The organism is Pseudomonas sp. R84, from assembly GCF_009834515.1.
Taxonomy (GTDB): Bacteria; Pseudomonadota; Gammaproteobacteria; order Pseudomonadales; family Pseudomonadaceae; genus Aquipseudomonas.
Genome location: NZ_CP019426.1, coordinates 3142179 through 3160299, shown reverse-complemented (window position 1 = coordinate 3160299; position 18121 = coordinate 3142179). Strand labels below are relative to the sequence as shown.

Sequence of the window (18121 nt, the reverse complement as noted above, 5' to 3'; positions counted from 1 at the left end):
TTCACCACGATGCCGTTACGGTCTACTGAAACCTGGCCCCACGGCGCGATCATGCTGGACGCCGAACACACACAGTTCGCGCTGTGGGCACCCGATGCGTTTTACGTCAGTGTCGAGCTTGAAAATGGCCAGTCGCTGCCGATGCTGTCTCAGGCAGACGGCTGGTTTGTGATCAAGACTCGCTGCCCGGCGGGCACGCGTTACCGCTACAACATCGACGGCGAACTGGAAGTGCCCGACCCGGCCTCCAGAGCACAGGATGGCGACCTCGACCGCCACAGCGTGGTGGTCGATCCGCTGGCTTATCAATGGCGCCACACTGCCTGGCAAGGTCGGCCGTGGAGCGAAGCGGTGATCTACGAGTTGCACGTCGGTGCGCTCGGCGGTTTCGCTGAAGTCGAACAACATCTGGCGCGCCTCGCGGGCCTGGGCATCACCGCCATCGAACTGATGCCGCTGGCGCAGTTTCCAGGCGATCGCAATTGGGGTTACGACGGTGTTTTGCCCTACGCACCGCAAGCTTCCTACGGCACCCCGGAACAACTCAAACACCTGATCGACAGTGCCCACGGCCACGGTTTGGCGGTCATTCTTGATGTGGTCTACAACCACTTCGGTCCCGACGGCAATTACCTGCATCGTTACGCCAAAGGCTTTTTCCGCGAGGACAAACACACGCCATGGGGCGCGGCGATCGATTTTCGCCGCAGCGAAGTTCGCGAATTCTTTATCGAAAACGCCCTGATGTGGTTGCTCGAATATCGCTTCGACGGTCTGCGCCTGGATGCGGTGCATGCCATCGAAGACCCGGACTTCCTCACGGAAATGGCCCAGCGTGTCCGCGCGCAGATTGACCCGAGCCGGCATGTCTGGCTGACCGTGGAAAACGAACTGAACCAGTCGAGCCTGCTCGAATACGACTACGACGCGCAGTGGAACGACGACGGCCACAACGCCTTGCACGTCCTGCTCACTGGCGAAACCGACGCCTATTACGCCGACTACGCCGCGCAACCCACCGAACAACTGGTGCGCTGCCTCAGTCAGGGTTTTGTTTTCCAGGGGCACATCACCCGTCACGGCGAACCGCGCGGCGAGCCTAGCGAACATCTGCCCTCCACCGCGTTCGTGCTGTTCCTGCAAAACCACGATCAGATCGGCAACCGCGCGTTCGGCGAACGCCTGCATCACCTGGCCGATCCGCGTGCCGTGCAGGCAGCGACCGTGTTGTTGCTGCTGTCACCGATGATTCCGCTGATGTTCATGGGCGACGAGTTCGCCGCCGAGCAGCCGTTCCTGTTTTTCACCAGCCACCACGGTGAACTGGCGAAACTGGTGCGCGAGGGTCGACGCAATGAATTCGCCGCGTTCAGTGCCTTCACTGATCCGCACAAGCGCGAGCAGATTCCTGACCCGAATGCTGAAAAAACCTTCCACGCCTCACAGCCAAGGTTGATCGGCCATGGCAGCGCAAAACAGCAGGAAACCCTCGCGCTGTATCAAAAGCTCCTGCAATTTCGCCATCAATACATCATTCCCCATCTGTCCGGCACGCAAGCGCTCGGCGCGCACATGCTCGGTTACGGCGCGGTCAGTGCACGCTGGCGGCTTGGCAATGGCAGCGAGCTGCGAATTGACCTGAACCTCAGTGACACGCCAGTGGTCAACCCTCCACAGACCGAGGCCGTGTGGTTGTTTCAGCAGCCATCCAGCGCCGATCTGTCGGAATCGGGCGAACTGCCCGCGTATTGCGCGCTTGTCAGCCTCACGGCCGCAACCCCTTTGCAACCTCTGAATGGAGAGCGCCTATGAGCGATGCGCAACTGGAAATTCTTGCCAGCCGAGCCGGCCTCGCCGTCGACTGGATCGACGCCAACGGCCGTCCGCAGAAAGTCGCCCCAGCGGTGCTGCGCAATGTCCTGATCGGACTCGGCCACCCCGCCAGCACGGCGCAGGAAATCGACGCAAGCCTGCTGGAACTGCAAGCCGTGCAACAAGACCGCCACTTGCCGCCGCTGTTGACCGCCGATGTCGGTGTCGGCGTTGATCTGGCGCGTTATTTCGCTCCGCAAACGCCGTGTGAAATCCACCTTGAAGACGGCTCGCGGCTGAACCTGAAACTCGATTCCGAGGCGATACTGCCGGGGCTGATCCCGGTCGGCTATCAACAGGTGCACATCAGCGACCAGTATTTCACCCTGGCCGTGGCGCCGGAGCGCTGCTTCAGCGTCGGCGATGCGGTGGATAATCCGATTCCCCGCGTCTGGGGGCTGAGTGCGCAACTGTATGCCTTGCGCCGCGCCGGCGACGGCGGCTTCGGCGACACTCAAGCACTGGAAGACCTGGTCCGCGTGGCTGGTGAGCGCGGCGCCGATGCCTTGGCGATCAGCCCGCTGCACGCCATGTTCAGCGCCGATACCGGGCGCTACAGCCCTTATTCGCCATCCAGTCGGTTGTTCCTCAACTCTCTTTACGCCGCACCCGGGGCCATTCTCGGTGAGCGCGCCTTGCGTGATGCGATCGACGCGGCCGGCCTGGCCGAGCAGTTCGCGCAACTGGAAGACCTGACACTGATCGACTGGCCGAGCGCCGCCGACGCCAAGCAAAAGCTCCTGCAAGCGTTGTACGAAGGTTTCATTGCTGGTGACCATCCGTTGCACCCGGATTTCGCCAGTTTCCGCCACGCCGGTGGCGAAGCACTGGAAAATCACTGCCGTTTCGAAGCGATTCAGGAAATGCGCGCCGCCCGAGGTGAAAACCTCGACTGGCGGCAATGGCCGGAACACTGGCACGACCCACGCGGCGCGGCGCTGGAGGCCTTTGCCGAGGAGTACGCCGAGCGCATCGGCTATTTCGCGTTTTGCCAATGGCTGATCCACCGTTGCCTGGAACGTGCGCAAACCGCCGCACGCAGCGCCGGCATGGGCATTGGTCTGATCGCCGACCTGGCAGTGGGCGCCGACGGTGCTGGCAGTCAGGCCTGGAGTTTTCAAGATGAACTGCTCGCCTCGCTCACCGTCGGTGCGCCGCCGGACATTCTCAATCGCTCGGGTCAGGGCTGGGGCATTTCCGCGTTCTCTCCGGAAGGCCTGATCCGCAACGGTTTTCGCGCCTTCATCGACATGCTGCGCGCCAACTTCGCCCACGCCGGTGGTTTGCGCATCGACCATGTCATGGGCCTGCAACGTTTGTGGGTGATCCCCAATGGCGCCGCGCCGGCCGATGGTGCGTACCTGTATTACCCGGTCGATGACTTGCTGCGCTTGTTGTCCCTCGAATCCCATCGTCATCAGGCGATCGTCCTTGGCGAAGACCTCGGCACCGTGCCCGACGGCCTGCGCGAGAAACTCATCGCCCGCTCCATGCTCGGCATGCGCGTGTTGCTGTTCGAGCAGGACAACACCCATTTCAAACCGATTCTCGACTGGCCGGACAACGCACTGGCGACCACCAGCACCCACGATCTGCCGACGCTCAACGGTTGGTGGCATGGCCGCGACATCGACTGGAACGCGCGGTTGGGATTTGTCGATGCCAACGGTGAAATCGAATGGCGCCAGCATCGTCAGCGTGAACGTGAAGGCCTGCGCAGTGCCTTGAGTCAGGACCCGCAGAATTTTCGCGAGGAATCCCACGAGGCCGATCAAGTGGTCGATGCCGCGGTGCGCTTCCTCGGTCACACCCGCGCGCCGCTGGTGCTGCTGCCGCTGGAAGATGCTTTAGGCATCAACGAACAAGCGAATCTGCCGGGCACTATCGACAGCCATCCGAACTGGTCACGGCGCTTGCCCGGCACCAGTGAGGCGCTGCTCGACGGCGCGGATGCGGCGCGACGCCTGGAACTACTCGCGTGCGCGCGTCTTCAGGCTGCCGAGCGTGACCAATGAATCAAGCGCTCATCCAGCCCCTGCGCGCGACATTGCGCCTGCAATTTCATAAAGGTTTTACCCTCGAACAAGCCGTACCATTGGTGCCGTACTTCGCCCGGCTCGGCATCAGCCATATTTATGCCTCGCCGCTGCTCGCGGCACGGGCCGGTTCCATGCACGGTTACGATGTGGTCGACCCGACCCAGGTCAACCCGGAGCTCGGTGGCGAACCGGCGTTAAGGCGCTTGGTCAGCACCCTGCGTGAACACAACATGGGGCTGATCCTCGACATTGTTTCCAACCACATGGCGGTCGGTGGCAGCGACAACCCGTGGTGGCTCGACCTGCTGGAATGGGGGCGACTGAGCCCTTACGGCGAGTTCTTCGATATTCAGTGGCACTCGCCGGACCCGTTGATGGAGGGTCAGTTACTGCTGCCATTTCTCGGCAGCGATTACGGCGTGGCGTTGCAGGAAGGCACGCTGAAGTTGCTGTTCAAGGCAAGCACCGGCAGCTTTTACGTCGAGCACTACGATCATCATTTCCCGATCTGCCCGAGTGACTACGGTGAGATCCTCAAACACCAAGAGACGCTGAAATCCCTCGCTGACCGGTTCAGCACGCTCAGTTATCAAACCGATGCACATTCGCTGGCGATGCCACTGAAGGAAGAGTTGCGCGAACTGGCGAGCGATCCGCAGACGCTTGAAGCGATTCACAGCAACCTGCAGCATTTCGACTCAACGACCGAAGCAGGCTTCCAGGCGCTGCATCAGTTGCTCGAGCGCCAGAGCTATCGCCTCGCGAGCTGGCGCACCGCAGCGGACGATATCAACTGGCGGCGTTTTTTCGACATCAACGAACTCGGCGGCCTGCGTGTCGAACGTCCGGCGGTGTTCGAAGCCACCCACGGCAAAATCTTCCAGTTGATCGCCGAAGGCTTGGTCGACGGTTTGCGCATCGACCACATCGACGGCCTCGCCGACCCGCGCGGCTACTGCCGCAAACTGCGCCGCCGCGTTGACCTGCTGGCACCGGGCAGGCATTTGCCGATCTACGTCGAGAAGATCCTCGGCGCCGGCGAAACCCTGCACCGCGACTGGGCGGTGGACGGCACCACCGGTTACGAATTCATGAATCAGCTTTCGTTGCTGCAACACGATCCGGACGGCGAATACGTCCTCGGTGATCTGTGGCAACGGCGCACCGAACGCTCGGCCGCGTTTATCGAAGAAGCGCAACTGGCGCGTCAGCAGATTCTCAACGGCTCGCTGGCGAGCGACTGCGAAAGCGTCGCCCAAGCGCTGCTGCAAGTCGCTCGCGATGACCTGATGACCCGCGACCTGACCCTCGGCGCGATCCGCCGGGTGTTGCAGGCGTTGATCGTGCACTTCCCGGTGTATCGCACTTACATCAGCGCCATGGGCCGCTCGGCGCAGGACGAGGTGTTTTTCCAGCAGGCCATGGACGGTGCGCGGCAAACGCTGAGCGAAGCCGATTGGCCGGTACTCGACTGTGTCGCTGCGTGGCTCGGTGGCACACCGTGGCGACGCAAACCGCGCGGCCGCTCGCGCAAAATCCTCAAACACGCCTGCGTACGCTTTCAGCAACTGACCTCACCGGCAGCCGCCAAAGCCGTGGAAGACACCGCGCTGTATCGCTCGGCGGTACTGTTGGCGCGTAATGACGTTGGCTACAACACCGAGCAGTTCAGCGCCCCGGTCAGCGATTTTCATGCAGTCAATCAGCAACGGCTGGACGCGTTCCCCGACAACTTGCTGGCCACTGCCACCCACGATCACAAACGTGGCGAAGACACTCGCGCACGGCTGGCTGTGCTCAGCGAGCGCAGTCACTGGTACGCCGAGCAGATCGAATTGTGGCGCGCCCTCGCCCGTCCCGTTCGGGTTGACGAGCAGATGCCGTCGAGCGGCGATGAACTGATCCTCTATCAAGCATTGCTCGGCAGTTGGCCGCTGCAACTGCGCGATGACGATCAGGCCGGGTTCGCCGACTACGCCAAACGCGTCTGGCAATGGCAGCAGAAAGCCCTGCGCGAAGCCAAGCTGCAAAGCAGTTGGAGCGCGCCTAACGAAAGCTATGAAAACGCCGCACAGGCGTTCACCGAAAAACTCCTCACCGGTGAAGAAGGCGAACTGCTGCGCGCCGCGCTGAGCAAGACCGTCAACAGCATCGCCGCTGCCGGCGCCCTCAATGGTTTGGCGCAAACCTTGCTGCGCATGACCGTGCCGGGGGTGCCGGATCTGTATCAGGGCAATGAGTTCTGGGACTTCAGCCTGGTCGATCCGGACAATCGCCGGCCGGTGGATTACGCCGCTCGTGAGCACGCCCTGCAGGAGCCTTTGCCACCTGTGGAGCTGCTGGCGAACTGGCGTGACGGACGCATCAAGCAAGCCTTGATCGCCGAGGTGCTGAACCTGCGTGTCGAGCATGCCGAGCTGTTCCGCCGGGGCACTTACCAGGCCCTGGAAGTGCTCGGCAGTCAGGCGCACAACGTGCTCGCGTTTGCCCGCGAGCACGAGGGCAAGCAGGCCATCGTGATCGTGCCGATCCGTTGCGCAACCCTGCTGGAAAACGGTGCTGTACCTCAGGTCGATGCGCTGCGCTGGGGCGATACGCGGGTGGTTTTACCGTTCGCCGCCTCTGCGACAAACCTGAAGGGACTTTTTTCAAGCAGCGCAGTCACAAAAAACAGGGAGCTGAATATCAGCGACGCGCTGGGGGATGTCCCGGTCAATCTCTTTATCCAACACTTAACACAAGCATGAGTTCAGTTCAGGAGCATTGCGATGAGTACCGACGATAAACGCATCCGCGAATTCGCCTATCAAATCTGGGAATCGGAAGGCCAGCCTGACGGTCAGGAGGCGCGCCATTGGGAGATGGCACGCAAGCTCGCTGAAGCTGAGGCGCTGGCACCGAAGAAACCGCCAAAAGCCGCTGGCAGCAAAACCGCGGGCAAGGCCACTGAGGCCAAGGCCCCGGCCGCCAAACCGAAACCTGCGGCCAAAGCCAAACCGGCCAGCGCCGCCAAAGTGATTCCCCCGGGCGAAAAAGCCGCCGAGAAAAAGCCTAAAGCGCCGCGAAAGCCTTCGGCGATCTGACGCTCACCGGAAATATGAATTGAATGACCGTGTGGCGGGTCCGCTCGCCACCGAGGACGCGTTCGTCCTCAAGAAACACACAAAACCCCCTGTAGGAGTGAGCCTGCTCGCGATAGCTATCTGACATTCAACATTGATGTCGCCTGATAGACCGCTATCGCGAGCAGGCTCACTCCTACAGGGGGATGTGTAAGCCCAGAATTTACCCGTTTTGCAGGAGCAATCATGACCCGTCCAAAGAAAGCCGAACCCACCGCGCACGCCGAGCCGTCGAGAATCCGTGAAGGTCTGCCCTTCCCGCTCGGTGCGACCTGGGATGGTCTGGGGGTGAACTTTGCTCTGTTTTCCGCCAACGCCACCAAAGTCGAACTGTGCATCTTCGACGATGCCGGCGAGGTCGAACTCGAACGCATCGAACTGCCGGAATACACCGACGAGATCTACCACGGCTACCTGCCTGATGCGCACCCGGGGCTTATCTACGGTTACCGTGTCTACGGCCCGTACGACCCGGCCAACGGTCACCGCTTCAACCACAACAAATTGCTCATCGACCCGTACGCCAAGCAATTGGTCGGCCAATTGAAATGGTCAGAAGCACTGTTCGGCTACACCATCGGCCACCCCGACGCCGACCTCAGTTTCGACGAACGCGACAGCGCGCCGTTCGTGCCCAAGTGCAAAGTCATCGACCCGGCGCACACGTGGGGCAATGACCACCGCGTCAGCGTGCCGTGGGACAAAACCATCATTTACGAAACCCACGTGCGCGGCATCAGCATGCGTCACCCGTCGGTGCCGGAGAACGTGCGCGGCACTTTTGCCGGGCTGATGGTCGACGATGTCCTCGAACACATCCGCAAGCTCGGCGTGTCCACCGTCGAGTTGTTGCCGATCCATGCCTTCGTCAACGACCAGCACTTGCTGCAAAAAGGCATGACCAATTACTGGGGCTACAACAGCATTGCGTTTTTCGCCCCGGACCCGCGCTATCTGGCCAGCGGCAAGATTGCCGAGTTCAAGGAGATGGTCGCGCACCTGCACGAAGCCAACCTCGAAGTGATTCTCGACGTGGTCTACAACCACACCGCCGAGGGCAACGAGCAAGGTCCGACCCTGTCGATGCGTGGCATCGACAACGCTTCGTACTACCGCTTGATGCCCGACGACAAGCGCTACTACATCAACGACTCCGGCACCGGCAACACCCTCGACCTGAGCCACCCGTGCGTGTTGCAAATGGTCACCGACTCGCTGCGTTACTGGGCTAGCGAAATGCATGTCGACGGTTTCCGTTTCGACCTGGCGACCATTCTCGGCCGTTACCACGATGGTTTCGATGAGCGTCACAGCTTCCTCGTTGCTTGCCGTCAGGACCCGGTGCTGCGTCAGGTGAAGATGATCGCCGAACCGTGGGACTGCGGCCCTGGCGGCTATCAGGTCGGCAACTTCCCGCCGGGCTGGGTCGAGTGGAACGACAAGTTCCGCGACACCGTGCGCGCCTTCTGGAAAGGAGACGACGGCCAGGTCGCCGATTTCGCCAGCCGCATGACCGCTTCCGGTGAGATGTTCAACCAGCGTGGGCGGCGTCCGTATTCCTCGGTGAACTTCATCACCGCGCACGACGGTTTCACCCTCAACGACCTGGTCTCGTACAACGACAAACACAACGAAGCCAACGACGAGAACAATCAGGACGGCAGCAACAACAACCTGTCGTGGAACCACGGTGTCGAAGGTCCGACCGACGACCCGGAGATCAACGCCCTGCGCCATCGGCAGATGCGCAATTTCTTCGCCACCCTGCTGCTTGCCCAAGGCACGCCGATGATCGTCGCCGGGGACGAATTCGCCCGCACCCAGGACGGCAACAACAACGCCTATTGCCAGGACAGTGAGATCGGTTGGGTCAACTGGGACCTGAGCGAGGACGGCAAGGCACTGCTGAAATTCGTCAAACGCCTGATCAAATTGCGCCTGACCTATCCGATTCTGCGCCGTGGACGTTTTCTGGTCGGCGAGTACAACGAGGACATCGGCGTCAAGGACGTCACCTGGCTGGCACCTGACGCTACCGAGATGACCACCGAGCATTGGCACGATGCGCACAATCGCTGCCTGGGCATGTTGCTCGACGGTCGCGCGCAGGAAACCGGGATTCGCCGCAAAGGTGCGGATGCGACATTGCTGCTGGTGGTCAACGCCCATCACGACATCGTCAATTTCACCTTGCCGGAAGTACCGGAAGGCAGTTTCTGGACTTGCATGATCGACACCAATCAACCGTCGATCCGTGGCCAGGAACGCTTCGATTTCGGCCACCAATACTCGGTCACTGGCCGCTCATTGCTGATGTTCGAACTGCAACGTGATGAAGAAGATTGATATGGATCTGCACCGTTATCTCGCCCGGCGTCCGGCGGATTATCCGCACACCGTAGCGCTCGGCAATTGCCTGCGAGCGCTGGTTGAAGCCGGGCTGGATCGTTTGCCATTGCCGGGCGGTGGCCGCACGCTGGAACGTTTCCAGCAATTGGCGGAAGTCGGCGGACATGATCTCGGTTTGTGCAAACTGTTTGAAGGCCACACCGACGCGTTGGCGATCATCGAACAACTGGGCGGCTCGCCGACACCGGGCAGCACTTGGGGCATGTGGGCAGCGGAACCGCCGCAAGCGCGGGTCAAGATCAGCCCGGCCGGGCACATGGTCGCGCTGCACGGGCGCAAGGCGTGGTGCTCCGGGGCCGCAGTGCTCAGCCATGCCTTGCTCACCGCGTGGGATGCCGATGATCAGCAACAACTGGTCGCCGTTGCCCTCGACCAACCGGGCGTGACTGTAACGGAGCAAGGCTGGCAAGCGGTGGGCATGGCCGCCACTGGCAGCGTGGAGGTGCTGTTCGACGGCGCCGAAGCGCAGGCCATCGGCAATCCCGGCGACTATCTGCAACGCCCGGGTTTCTGGCAAGGCGGGATCGGCATTGCCGCGTGCTGGTACGGCGCCGCGCGGCAAATCGGAGAAGCGTTGCGCGCGCAGTGTGGTCAGCGCCCGGAACCGCACGCCCTCGCCCATCTCGGCGCGGTCGACAGTGCCTTGCAGGCGGCCGCCGATGTGCTGCGTTTCAGCGCGCTGCACATCGATGCCCATCCCGAAGAAAACGCCGAATTGCTCGCTCGTCGGGCCCGCGCGGTGGTCGAGCAGTCTGCCGAACAGGTAACGCGTGAAGTCGGTCGCGCTCTCGGCGCCGGGCCGTTTTGCAAGGATCGACACTTTGCCCGGCTCAGCGCCGACCTGCCGGTGTTCTTGCGCCAGAGTCATGCCGAACGTGATCTGGCGGCACTCGGGCAGTTGATTGCCGAACAAAGCGGCGAGGCATGGACGTTATGAAAACCAACCCGATTGTCGGTCAGGGCACGAGCCTGCATCAGTGGCAGGCTTCGCGGCATCTGGCGGAACTGGACAGCATCGACATCCTCAGTCTGGTGCCACCGGGCGCACGGGCAGTGATTATCGCGCCACACCCGGACGACGAAGTGCTTGGCTGTGGCGGCCTGCTGCAATTGCTCGCCGAAGCTGGCCGACCTCTTCAACTAATCTCGGTGACAGACGGCAGCGCGAGTCACCCCGGTTCCAGTCTTTGGCCGGTTGAACGTTTGAGCGTGGTACGGCCGCAAGAGTCCGCCGAAGCGCTGCGCCGACTCGGTCTGCCGATGCATCGTATGAAATGGCTGCGCGGCGGTTTCAGCGACACGCAGGTCGCCGCTCAGGAAGCTGAACTGGTCGATTTCATCGCGCGTCATCTGCGTCCCGACGACGTGCTCTTCACCACCTGGAGCGAGGACGGTCATTGCGACCACGAGGCCGTCGGCCGCGCCAGTGCCGAGGCTGCCCGTCGCGTCGGTGCGACTTGCCATGAATTGCCGGTGTGGACCTGGCACTGGGCAACCCCGGAGGACGCCTTCGTACCGTGGCAACGAGCACGCAAGATTCTCCTGACGCCGGCGCAAGTCGCGCGCAAGCGTCACGCGGTGTACGCCTTTGCCAGTCAACTGGAAGGCGATCCTGACGCCGGACTCGGCCCGGTGCTCGCGCCCTATGTGCTCGATCGCCTGCTGCAACCCTTCGAAGTGGTGTTTCTATGAGTGTCGACGATCGCTATTTCGACGGTCTGTTTGCCGGCAACGACGACCCCTGGGCCTTCCGCGAGCGCTGGTACGAGCAGCGCAAACGCGCGATCACCCTCGCCGCCCTGCCGCGTCCGCACTACCGGGCAATCTTCGAACCGGGCTGCGCCAACGGCGAGTTGAGCGCCGAACTCGCCGCGCGTTGTGATCGCTTGCTGTCCTGCGACACCGCCGGTGCGGCGGTTACGTTGGCGCGCACCCGTTTGAGTCTTTTCGATCACGCCGAAGTGCGGCAAAACCGTCTTCCCGGCGACTGGCCGGAGGAAAAATTCGACCTGATCGTATTTAGCGAGATCGGCTACTACCTCGACGGCCAGGATCTGACAGAAGTGATCCGTCGAGCCAGTGATTGCCTGACTGCCGACGGCCAGTTCCTCGCCTGTCACTGGCGTCCGCCCATCGACGGCTGCCCGCTGAATGCGCGGCAGGTGCACGACCTGATCCACGAAAAACTGCGTCTGCCGCGAGTGGTTCTGCATCAGGAAGCGGACTTCATTCTTGAGGTGTGGAGCCGCGAACCGCGCTCGGTGGCGGCACTGGAGGGCTTGCGATGATCGGCATTCTGATCCCGGCGCACAACGAGGAAGAGTTGCTCGACGAATGCCTGAGTGCGGCCGTGCGCGCCAGCCGGCATGGCTTGCTGGCCGGCGAGCGCGTCGAAGTGCTGGTGGTGCTCGACAGTTGCACCGATCGCTCGGCGCAGATTGTCAGTCGCTATCCGGTGCTGAGCCTGCACATCGACGCGCGCAACGTCGGCCAGGCACGGGCGGCCGGTGCACAGCTGTTGCTGGAGCGCGGCGCGCGCTGGATCTCCTGCTCGGACGCCGACAGTCGCGTCGCCGACGACTGGCTGGTGGCGCAGTTGGGCTTGGGTGCGGACGCCGTCTGCGGTACCGTCACCGTCGAGCGCTGGCACGAGTCGTTCGATGCAGCGGCGCAAATCCGCTACCACCGGCATTACCGGGCCTGCGATGGCCATCGGCACATTCACGGCGCCAATCTGGGCATCAGCGCCGATGCTTATCGCTGGGCCGGAGGATTTAAACCGTTGGCATGCGACGAAGATGTGCAATTGGTGCGGGAGCTGGAGCGGGATGGCGCCAACATCGCCTGGAGTCATCGCCCACAAGTGCTCACCAGCGCTCGCTTCGACAGCCGTGCACGCGGTGGCTTTGGTGACTATCTGCGAAATCTGGCACAGATAGAGCAAAAAAAAGCGGATCAGATTGATCTGTGACGCGACGAAGTTCGCTTCATGAGCAATACTCTGCTGCGCGGCAATCCAGGGTTCGGAGCGTCGCAGGGCAATCAACCAGCCTTCACGGGTCGGTAGCGTCGGGCAATCACTGTCACGCGCACGACTGAGGGCGAGTCAACACAAGGACGTCATATCATGAAACCGTTAACCCTCAGCGACAGCAGTTCGTCGACGCAAATCTGGAACAGCGCCGCGCAACTGGACAACATCCCCGTGATCAATACCCGCAGTCTGGTGCCCGACGGTGCCCGCGCCGTGGTCATCGCGCCGCATCCGGGCGATGAAGTGGTCACCTGCGGCGGTCTGCTGCAATTGCTCTCCAGCCTAGGTCATCCGCTGCAATTGCTCTCGATTACCGATGGCAGTGCCAGCCATCCGGGCTCGCGACAGTGGTCGGAAAAGCGCCTGAGCGTATTCCGCCCGCAGGAAAGCGTCGAAGCCCTGCGCCGCCTCGGCCTGCCGATGCACAGCCTGAAATGGGTGCGTGGCGGCTTCACCGACAACGCCCTGTGCGACCAGCAGGCACAAGTGACCGAATTCATCAGCCGCTACCTGCGCCCCGGTGACGTGGTGTTCAGCACCTGGCGCGGTGATGGCAACGACGACCATGAAGCGGTGGGCCGGGCCAGTGCGCAAGCGGCTGAACAGGCCGGCGCGACCTTTCATGATGTACCGGTGTGGGCCTGGCATTGGCCCGAGCGCGACCAGCAACTGATCCCTTGGGAACGCGCGCGCAAATTGCGCCTCGACACCTGGACCGTGGCGCGCAAGAGCCACGCGACCCACGCCTATGCCAGCCAGCTCAAGGGCGAACCGGCGATCGGCATTGCGCCGATGCTGCCGCCGGTGATTCTCGAAAGAATGCGTTTGCCCTACGAAATCGTCTTCGTCTGAATCTTTACGACACTGCCGAGCTCTTTGTAGGAGTGAGCCTGCTCGCGATAGCGGTGTGTCATTGACGCAAATGTTGATTGATCCACCGCTATCGCGAGCAGGCTCACTCCTACAAGGTTTTGTGGATTGATCAGAAGGAACTGCCGCCCCTCCCCATCAGTCGCATGAATAAGCGGCCCGCAATCCAGAGGAGTGAACGTGTCCAGCGATCCCGAGCGTCATGTTGTCGACGCGCCCGTCATCCATCGTCTCCGGGTGTTGACGGTCAACACCCACAAAGGCTTCACCGCGCTCAATCGGCGATTCATCCTGCCGGAACTGCGCGAAGCGGTGCGCAGCACCTCCGCTGACCTGGTGTTTCTGCAGGAAGTAGTGGGAGAACACGAACGGCATTCGAGCCGTTACAACGAATGGCCGCAAACCTCGCAATACGAATTTCTCGCCGACAGCATGTGGAGCGACTTCGCCTACGGGCGCAACGCCGTCTACCCCGACGGCCACCATGGCAATGCGCTGCTGTCGAAATACCCGATCCGTGAATACCGCAACCTCGATGTCTCGATCACCGGCCCCGAACGCCGGGGTCTGCTGCACTGTGTACTGGACGTGCCGGGGCATGCCGAAGTGCATGCGATCTGCGTGCATTTGAGTCTGCTGGAAAGTCATCGGCAGTTGCAGTTGCAGCTGCTCTGCCAGTTACTCGAATCCCTGCCCGATGACGCCCCGGTAATCATCGCTGGCGATTTCAATGACTGGCAGTTGCAGGGCAATGTCGCGCTCGCTCGTCGCGACTATCTGCACGAAGCCTTCGAGCGTCATCACGGACGCCCGGCCAAGACTTACCCGGCACGTTTTCCGTTGCTGCGGCTGGACCGGATCTACCTGCGCAATGCCAGCAGCCATGACCCACAGATCCTCGGCAACAAGCCGTGGACCCATCTGTCGGATCATCTGCCGCTCGCTGTAGAGGTGCACTTGTAGCCGCAATAGTGACAGCAATACAGGACGGAATGGGGCAACTCATTCGGCGGTTAAAAATTACCGGCAGACCATCTGTCGGTAACTGAATGCCTCTGGATCGGGGCTTTCGCTGCGTTTATCCATGCAAACAACCACTTAGTTATGTGCAGAAAAACAAACGCTTGCAAAGCCCGTTTTACCACTACCGCTCATCGTTCAATTTCTTGACGGGGGCGCGCGACTCTTCTTATCTCTACCTTACTACCCCCGGAATCACTACCCGGGACGAGCCTTCGGACACTCGCGAAATCGAGCGGCCACGGTTCGCCCCGCTCCATTCGGTCGCCCCTCGTTCGGGGTAGGAGAGACGCCACACAGAGAGAATGCATGCGCCTGCAAGGTAGACCTCCATGAAAACTTCCATCAGCCCACACGAGATCAAAATCACTTTCTGCACAGTGTCGAGTTCAATCTTGCTGTGCTCATCCATGGAGGCGCAGGCCGGTCCTGCAGCGGATGAAACGACCCCGTGGTATCGCGCGGATGTGCCCGTGATGACGTTGCCCACCACCGTCATCACCCCCGGGCCACAACGCTTCAGCCCACGGCCCGATCTGCAAGGCACACGCCTGATTACCGAAGACCTCGCACCGTCGGCCTGGGATGAGCTGTACGGCAGAAGCGCCCGGCAGGCGCAGACCGATGTGCTGTCGTCAGGCTACGCGATGCCCGGCAGTGGCGACTTCAAAGGCCCCGCCGTGCTGACTCTGCAAAGTGCTAGCCATACCCAGAAAATCGGCCTGATTGGTGGTCTCAACCAGATTCAAGCCAATGGCAACGGCGTGCTCACCAGTCGCGCGTTGGCCGATCCGAACAGTGACACGCTCAATCTGCAAGGCCAGAGCCTCGGCGCTTATTACAGCCTGATCGGCGCCCAGGGCTGGCACGTGGATTTATCCGCCAGCGGCGGCCGGGTCAGCGGCTTCAGTCGCAACGGCCAAGGCGCGCGGCAAGCCACAGAAGGCAGTGCGATGACCTTCTCGGTCGAAGGCGGTTTTCCGATTGGCCTGAGTGACAACTGGGTGGTCGAACCGCAGGCGCAATTGATCAATCAACGCATCACCCTCGACACGCCATACGCCGGCTCGGGCAATGCTTCTTCCACCGATCTGACGGCGTGGAGCGGTCGCGTCGGTGCACGGTTGAAAGGCAGTTACGATTTGAATGGCTTGCCGGTCGAACCCTATGTGCGCACCAACCTCTGGCACACGGTCTACACCGGCAGCACGGTGACGCTGGATCAGGTCGACAAGATCAGCAGCAGCCGCAAATCATCCACCGTTGAGTTGGGCCTGGGCCTGGTGGCGCGGGTGACGCCGGCGGTGAGTCTGTATGTCAGTGCCGATTACAGCAGTGATGTCGATGACAATGATCTGAACGGGATCATTGGCAGCCTTGGGGTGCGGATGCGTTGGTAGAGTTTGGCTTGGCGGCGATAGTGTTTGTGCTGACGCCATCGCGAGCAGGCTCACTCCTACAAGGGGAACGCATTCCAAGTGTAGGAGTGAGCCTGCTCGCGATAGCAGCAACTCGGTACTGGATCAGCCTTCCGGTTTGAGGATCAACACGGCCAACGGCGGCAGGTTCAGTTCCAGCGACAACGATTGGCCATGGCTAGGCACTTCCTCGGTAAACGCCCCGCCGCCATTGCCATAATTGGAACCGGCATAGGTGTCGGCATCGCTGTTGAGCAATTCAGTCCAGCGCCCGGCAAACGGCACACCGACGCGATAGGCCTGACGCGGCACCGGCGTGAAGTTGGCCACCACCAGCACTGGCTTGCCGTCCTTGCTCCAGCGCAGCCAGGCATAAACGCTGTTGATCGCATCGTCACCGATCAACCATTGAAAGCCCTGCGGCGCGTCGTCCTGATCGTGCAGCGCTGGCTCGTCGCGATACAGCCGATTGAGGTCGCCCACCAGTTTCTGCACGCCCTTGTGCTCGGAATACTGCAGCAGATACCAATCCAGTTGCTGATCGTGATTCCACTCGCGCCACTGGCCAAACTCGCAGCCCATGAACAACAGTTTTTTGCCCGGATGCGTCCACATGAAGCTCAGATAAGCGCGCAGGTTGGCGAATTTCTGCCAGCGATCACCCGGCATCTTGTCGATCAGCGAATGCTTGCCGTGCACCACTTCATCGTGGGAGATCGGCAGGATGAAACGCTCGGACCAGGCGTAGACCAAGCCAAAACTCAACTCGTTGTGATGGTGCGCGCGGTACACCGGGTCCTGCTGGATGTAATGCAACGAATCGTGCATCCAGCCCATGTTCCATTTATAGGCAAAGCCCAAGCCGCCCTGCTGCGTACTTTGGCTGACACCGGGCCACGCGGTGGATTCTTCGGCGATGACCAGCGCACCCGGCGCTTCCAGTTCGACCACGTCGTTCAAATGCCGGAGAAAGTCGATGGCTTCCAGATTCTCGCGGCCACCGTGGCGGTTGGGCACCCATTCACCAGCCTTGCGCGAATAGTCGCGATAAAGCATCGAAGCCACCGCATCGACGCGCAAACCATCGACATGGAAATGCTTCAACCAGTGCAGCCCCGAAGCCAGCATGTAGCCATGCACCTCGGTGCGCCCGAGGTTGTAGATCAGCGTGTCCCAGTCCTGATGAAAACCTTCCAGCGGGTTGCCGTACTCGTACAGCGCAGTGCCGTCGAACTGCGCCAGACCATGGGTATCGGTGGGGAAATGCGCCGGCACCCAGTCAAGGATCACGCCGATCTCGGCCCGGTGGCAGGCGTCGACGAATTCGGCGAATTGCGCAGGCGAGCCATACCGCGCGCTCGGCGCGAATTGCGAGAGCAGTTGATAACCCCAGGAGCCGCCAAACGGGTGCTCCATGATCGGCATCAGTTCGATATGGGTAAAACCCAGTTCCTTGACGTACGGAATCAACCGCTCGGCGAGTTCCGGCCAGGTGTACTGGCGCGCCACTTCGCCCAGATCGTCCAGCTCGCATTGCCAGGAACCGGCGTGCAGTTCGTAGATAGACAGTGGCGCCGAATGCTTGTGACGGTCACGGCGGCTGCTCATCCAGTCCTGATCCTGCCAGTCGATCTGCAGGGGTTCCGCGACTTTTGACGCGGTATCCGGCGGCAGGCTGGTGGCCAGCGCCATCGGGTCGGCCTTGAGCGGCAGAATCCCGTGAGCGCCGAGAATCTCGTATTTGTACAACTCCCCAGCTTGCAGGCGCGGGATGAACAACTCCCAGACCCCGGACGGATGACGCAAACGCATTGGATGCCGGCGACCGTCCCAGACGTTGAAATCCCCCACCACTGACACGCGTCGGGCATTCGGCGCCCACACGGCGAAACGCACGCCGTCGACGCCATCCACGGTTTTCAGTTGGGCGCCGAGGCACGCACTGAGGTCGCGGTGATTGCCCTCGGCGAACAGATACAAATCCATTTCACCGAGCAGTTGACCGAAGCTATACGGGTCTTCGGCGACTTGCTCGCCGCCGGCCCAGCGCGTGCGCAACTGGTACGGTCGCGCCTGATCGAAATGGCCGACAAACAGCCCCGGCGTTTCGGTCTGCTCCAACGGACCGCGCTCTTCACCGCTGTCCTTGTCCAGCACCACGACGCTCAACGCACCGGGTAGATAAGCGCGAATGAACTGCCCGCCAGCGCCATCGCCGTGCGGGCCAAGAATGGAAAAAGGGTCGTGATGTTCAGCGCGGACCAAGGCGTCGATATCTTTTGCCGAGGGCAACAGTGCTTCTTTGACCTGACCCTGTTCCTTGTTCGAGAAACTCAT

13 protein-coding genes are annotated in these 18121 nt (G+C 61.5%); 12 read left to right on the top strand and 1 reads right to left on the bottom strand.

The genetic code is table 11. The annotated features are described in order from the left end of the window. The first annotated feature begins 9 nt into the window (after positions 1-9). The 12 genes from treZ to PspR84_RS13945 all read left to right on the top strand — a co-directional run bounded on the left by treZ (position 10) and on the right by PspR84_RS13945 (position 15766). A complete protein-coding gene (treZ, locus tag PspR84_RS14000) occupies positions 10-1812 on the top strand; it encodes a malto-oligosyltrehalose trehalohydrolase (RefSeq protein WP_160057714.1) in 1803 nt (600 codons plus the stop codon). Beyond that, the gene (gene malQ / locus PspR84_RS13995; protein WP_160057713.1) at positions 1809-3887 is read left to right on the top strand and encodes a 4-alpha-glucanotransferase; all 2079 of its coding nucleotides are present in this window, start codon (positions 1809-1811) and stop codon (positions 3885-3887) included. The genes treZ and malQ overlap by 4 nt, the downstream gene beginning before the upstream one ends. After that, positions 3884-6658 (top strand): malto-oligosyltrehalose synthase, encoded by a 2775-nt coding sequence (locus PspR84_RS13990; protein ID WP_160057712.1) that lies wholly within the window; start codon positions 3884-3886, stop codon positions 6656-6658. The genes malQ and PspR84_RS13990 overlap by 4 nt, the downstream gene beginning before the upstream one ends. Before the next feature lie 21 nt (positions 6659-6679). Then, positions 6680-6994 carry a DUF2934 domain-containing protein gene (locus tag PspR84_RS13985; protein WP_160057711.1) on the top strand — a complete coding sequence of 105 codons (315 nt, stop codon included), beginning with the start codon at positions 6680-6682 and terminating at the stop codon, positions 6992-6994. 225 nt (positions 6995-7219) lie between these two features. Further along, positions 7220-9379 carry a glycogen debranching protein GlgX gene (glgX, locus tag PspR84_RS13980; RefSeq protein WP_160057710.1) on the top strand — a complete coding sequence of 720 codons (2160 nt, stop codon included), beginning with the start codon at positions 7220-7222 and terminating at the stop codon, positions 9377-9379. Between the two features lies 1 nt (position 9380). Further along, entirely contained in the window at positions 9381-10379 is a 999-nt protein-coding gene (locus tag PspR84_RS13975) for an acyl-CoA dehydrogenase family protein (protein ID WP_160060087.1), read from the top strand. Then, positions 10376-11134 carry a PIG-L family deacetylase gene (locus PspR84_RS13970; protein WP_160060086.1) on the top strand — a complete coding sequence of 253 codons (759 nt, stop codon included), beginning with the start codon at positions 10376-10378 and terminating at the stop codon, positions 11132-11134. The genes PspR84_RS13975 and PspR84_RS13970 overlap by 4 nt, the downstream gene beginning before the upstream one ends. After that, positions 11131-11730, top strand: a complete 600-nt coding sequence (locus PspR84_RS13965; protein ID WP_160057709.1) for an SAM-dependent methyltransferase — start codon at positions 11131-11133, stop codon at positions 11728-11730. The genes PspR84_RS13970 and PspR84_RS13965 overlap by 4 nt, the downstream gene beginning before the upstream one ends. Further along, positions 11727-12413, top strand: coding sequence for a glycosyltransferase (locus PspR84_RS13960; protein WP_160057708.1), 687 nt, complete (start codon positions 11727-11729; stop codon positions 12411-12413). Before PspR84_RS13965 ends, PspR84_RS13960 begins: the two co-directional genes overlap by 4 nt. A 156-nt stretch (positions 12414-12569) precedes the next feature. After that, on the top strand, positions 12570-13328 hold the full coding sequence (locus PspR84_RS13955) for a PIG-L family deacetylase (RefSeq protein WP_160057707.1): 759 nt from the start codon (positions 12570-12572) through the stop codon (positions 13326-13328). A 198-nt stretch (positions 13329-13526) separates the two neighbouring features. Then, positions 13527-14309 carry an endonuclease/exonuclease/phosphatase family protein gene (locus PspR84_RS13950; RefSeq protein WP_122661320.1) on the top strand — a complete coding sequence of 261 codons (783 nt, stop codon included), beginning with the start codon at positions 13527-13529 and terminating at the stop codon, positions 14307-14309. 389 nt (positions 14310-14698) lie between these two features. After that, a complete protein-coding gene (locus tag PspR84_RS13945) occupies positions 14699-15766 on the top strand; it encodes an autotransporter outer membrane beta-barrel domain-containing protein (protein ID WP_160057706.1) in 1068 nt (355 codons plus the stop codon). A gap of 123 nt (positions 15767-15889) precedes the next feature. Here PspR84_RS13945 and glgB read toward each other — a convergent pair whose 3' ends face one another. Next, positions 15890-18121 carry a 1,4-alpha-glucan branching protein GlgB gene (gene glgB / locus PspR84_RS13940; protein ID WP_160057705.1) on the bottom strand — a complete coding sequence of 744 codons (2232 nt, stop codon included), beginning with the start codon at positions 18119-18121 and terminating at the stop codon, positions 15890-15892.

Bases quoted from the DNA above. Each gene is read 5' to 3' on its own strand.
- PspR84_RS13960 (WP_160057708.1), top strand. From the start codon at position 11,727: ATGATCGGCATTCTGATCCCGGCGCACAACGAGGAAGAGTTGCTCGAC.
- glgB (WP_160057705.1), bottom strand. From the start codon at position 18,121: ATGAGTTTCTCGAACAAGGAACAGGGTCAGGTCAAAGAAGCACTGTTG.
- PspR84_RS13955 (WP_160057707.1), top strand. From the start codon at position 12,570: ATGAAACCGTTAACCCTCAGCGACAGCAGTTCGTCGACGCAAATCTGG.
- malQ (WP_160057713.1), top strand. From the start codon at position 1,809: ATGAGCGATGCGCAACTGGAAATTCTTGCCAGCCGAGCCGGCCTCGCC.
- PspR84_RS13970 (WP_160060086.1), top strand. From the start codon at position 10,376: ATGAAAACCAACCCGATTGTCGGTCAGGGCACGAGCCTGCATCAGTGG.
- PspR84_RS13990 (WP_160057712.1), top strand. From the start codon at position 3,884: ATGAATCAAGCGCTCATCCAGCCCCTGCGCGCGACATTGCGCCTGCAA.
- PspR84_RS13985 (WP_160057711.1), top strand. From the start codon at position 6,680: ATGAGTACCGACGATAAACGCATCCGCGAATTCGCCTATCAAATCTGG.
- glgX (WP_160057710.1), top strand. From the start codon at position 7,220: ATGACCCGTCCAAAGAAAGCCGAACCCACCGCGCACGCCGAGCCGTCG.
- PspR84_RS13975 (WP_160060087.1), top strand. From the start codon at position 9,381: ATGGATCTGCACCGTTATCTCGCCCGGCGTCCGGCGGATTATCCGCAC.
- PspR84_RS13965 (WP_160057709.1), top strand. From the start codon at position 11,131: ATGAGTGTCGACGATCGCTATTTCGACGGTCTGTTTGCCGGCAACGAC.
- treZ (WP_160057714.1), top strand. From the start codon at position 10: ATGCCGTTACGGTCTACTGAAACCTGGCCCCACGGCGCGATCATGCTG.
- PspR84_RS13945 (WP_160057706.1), top strand. From the start codon at position 14,699: ATGAAAACTTCCATCAGCCCACACGAGATCAAAATCACTTTCTGCACA.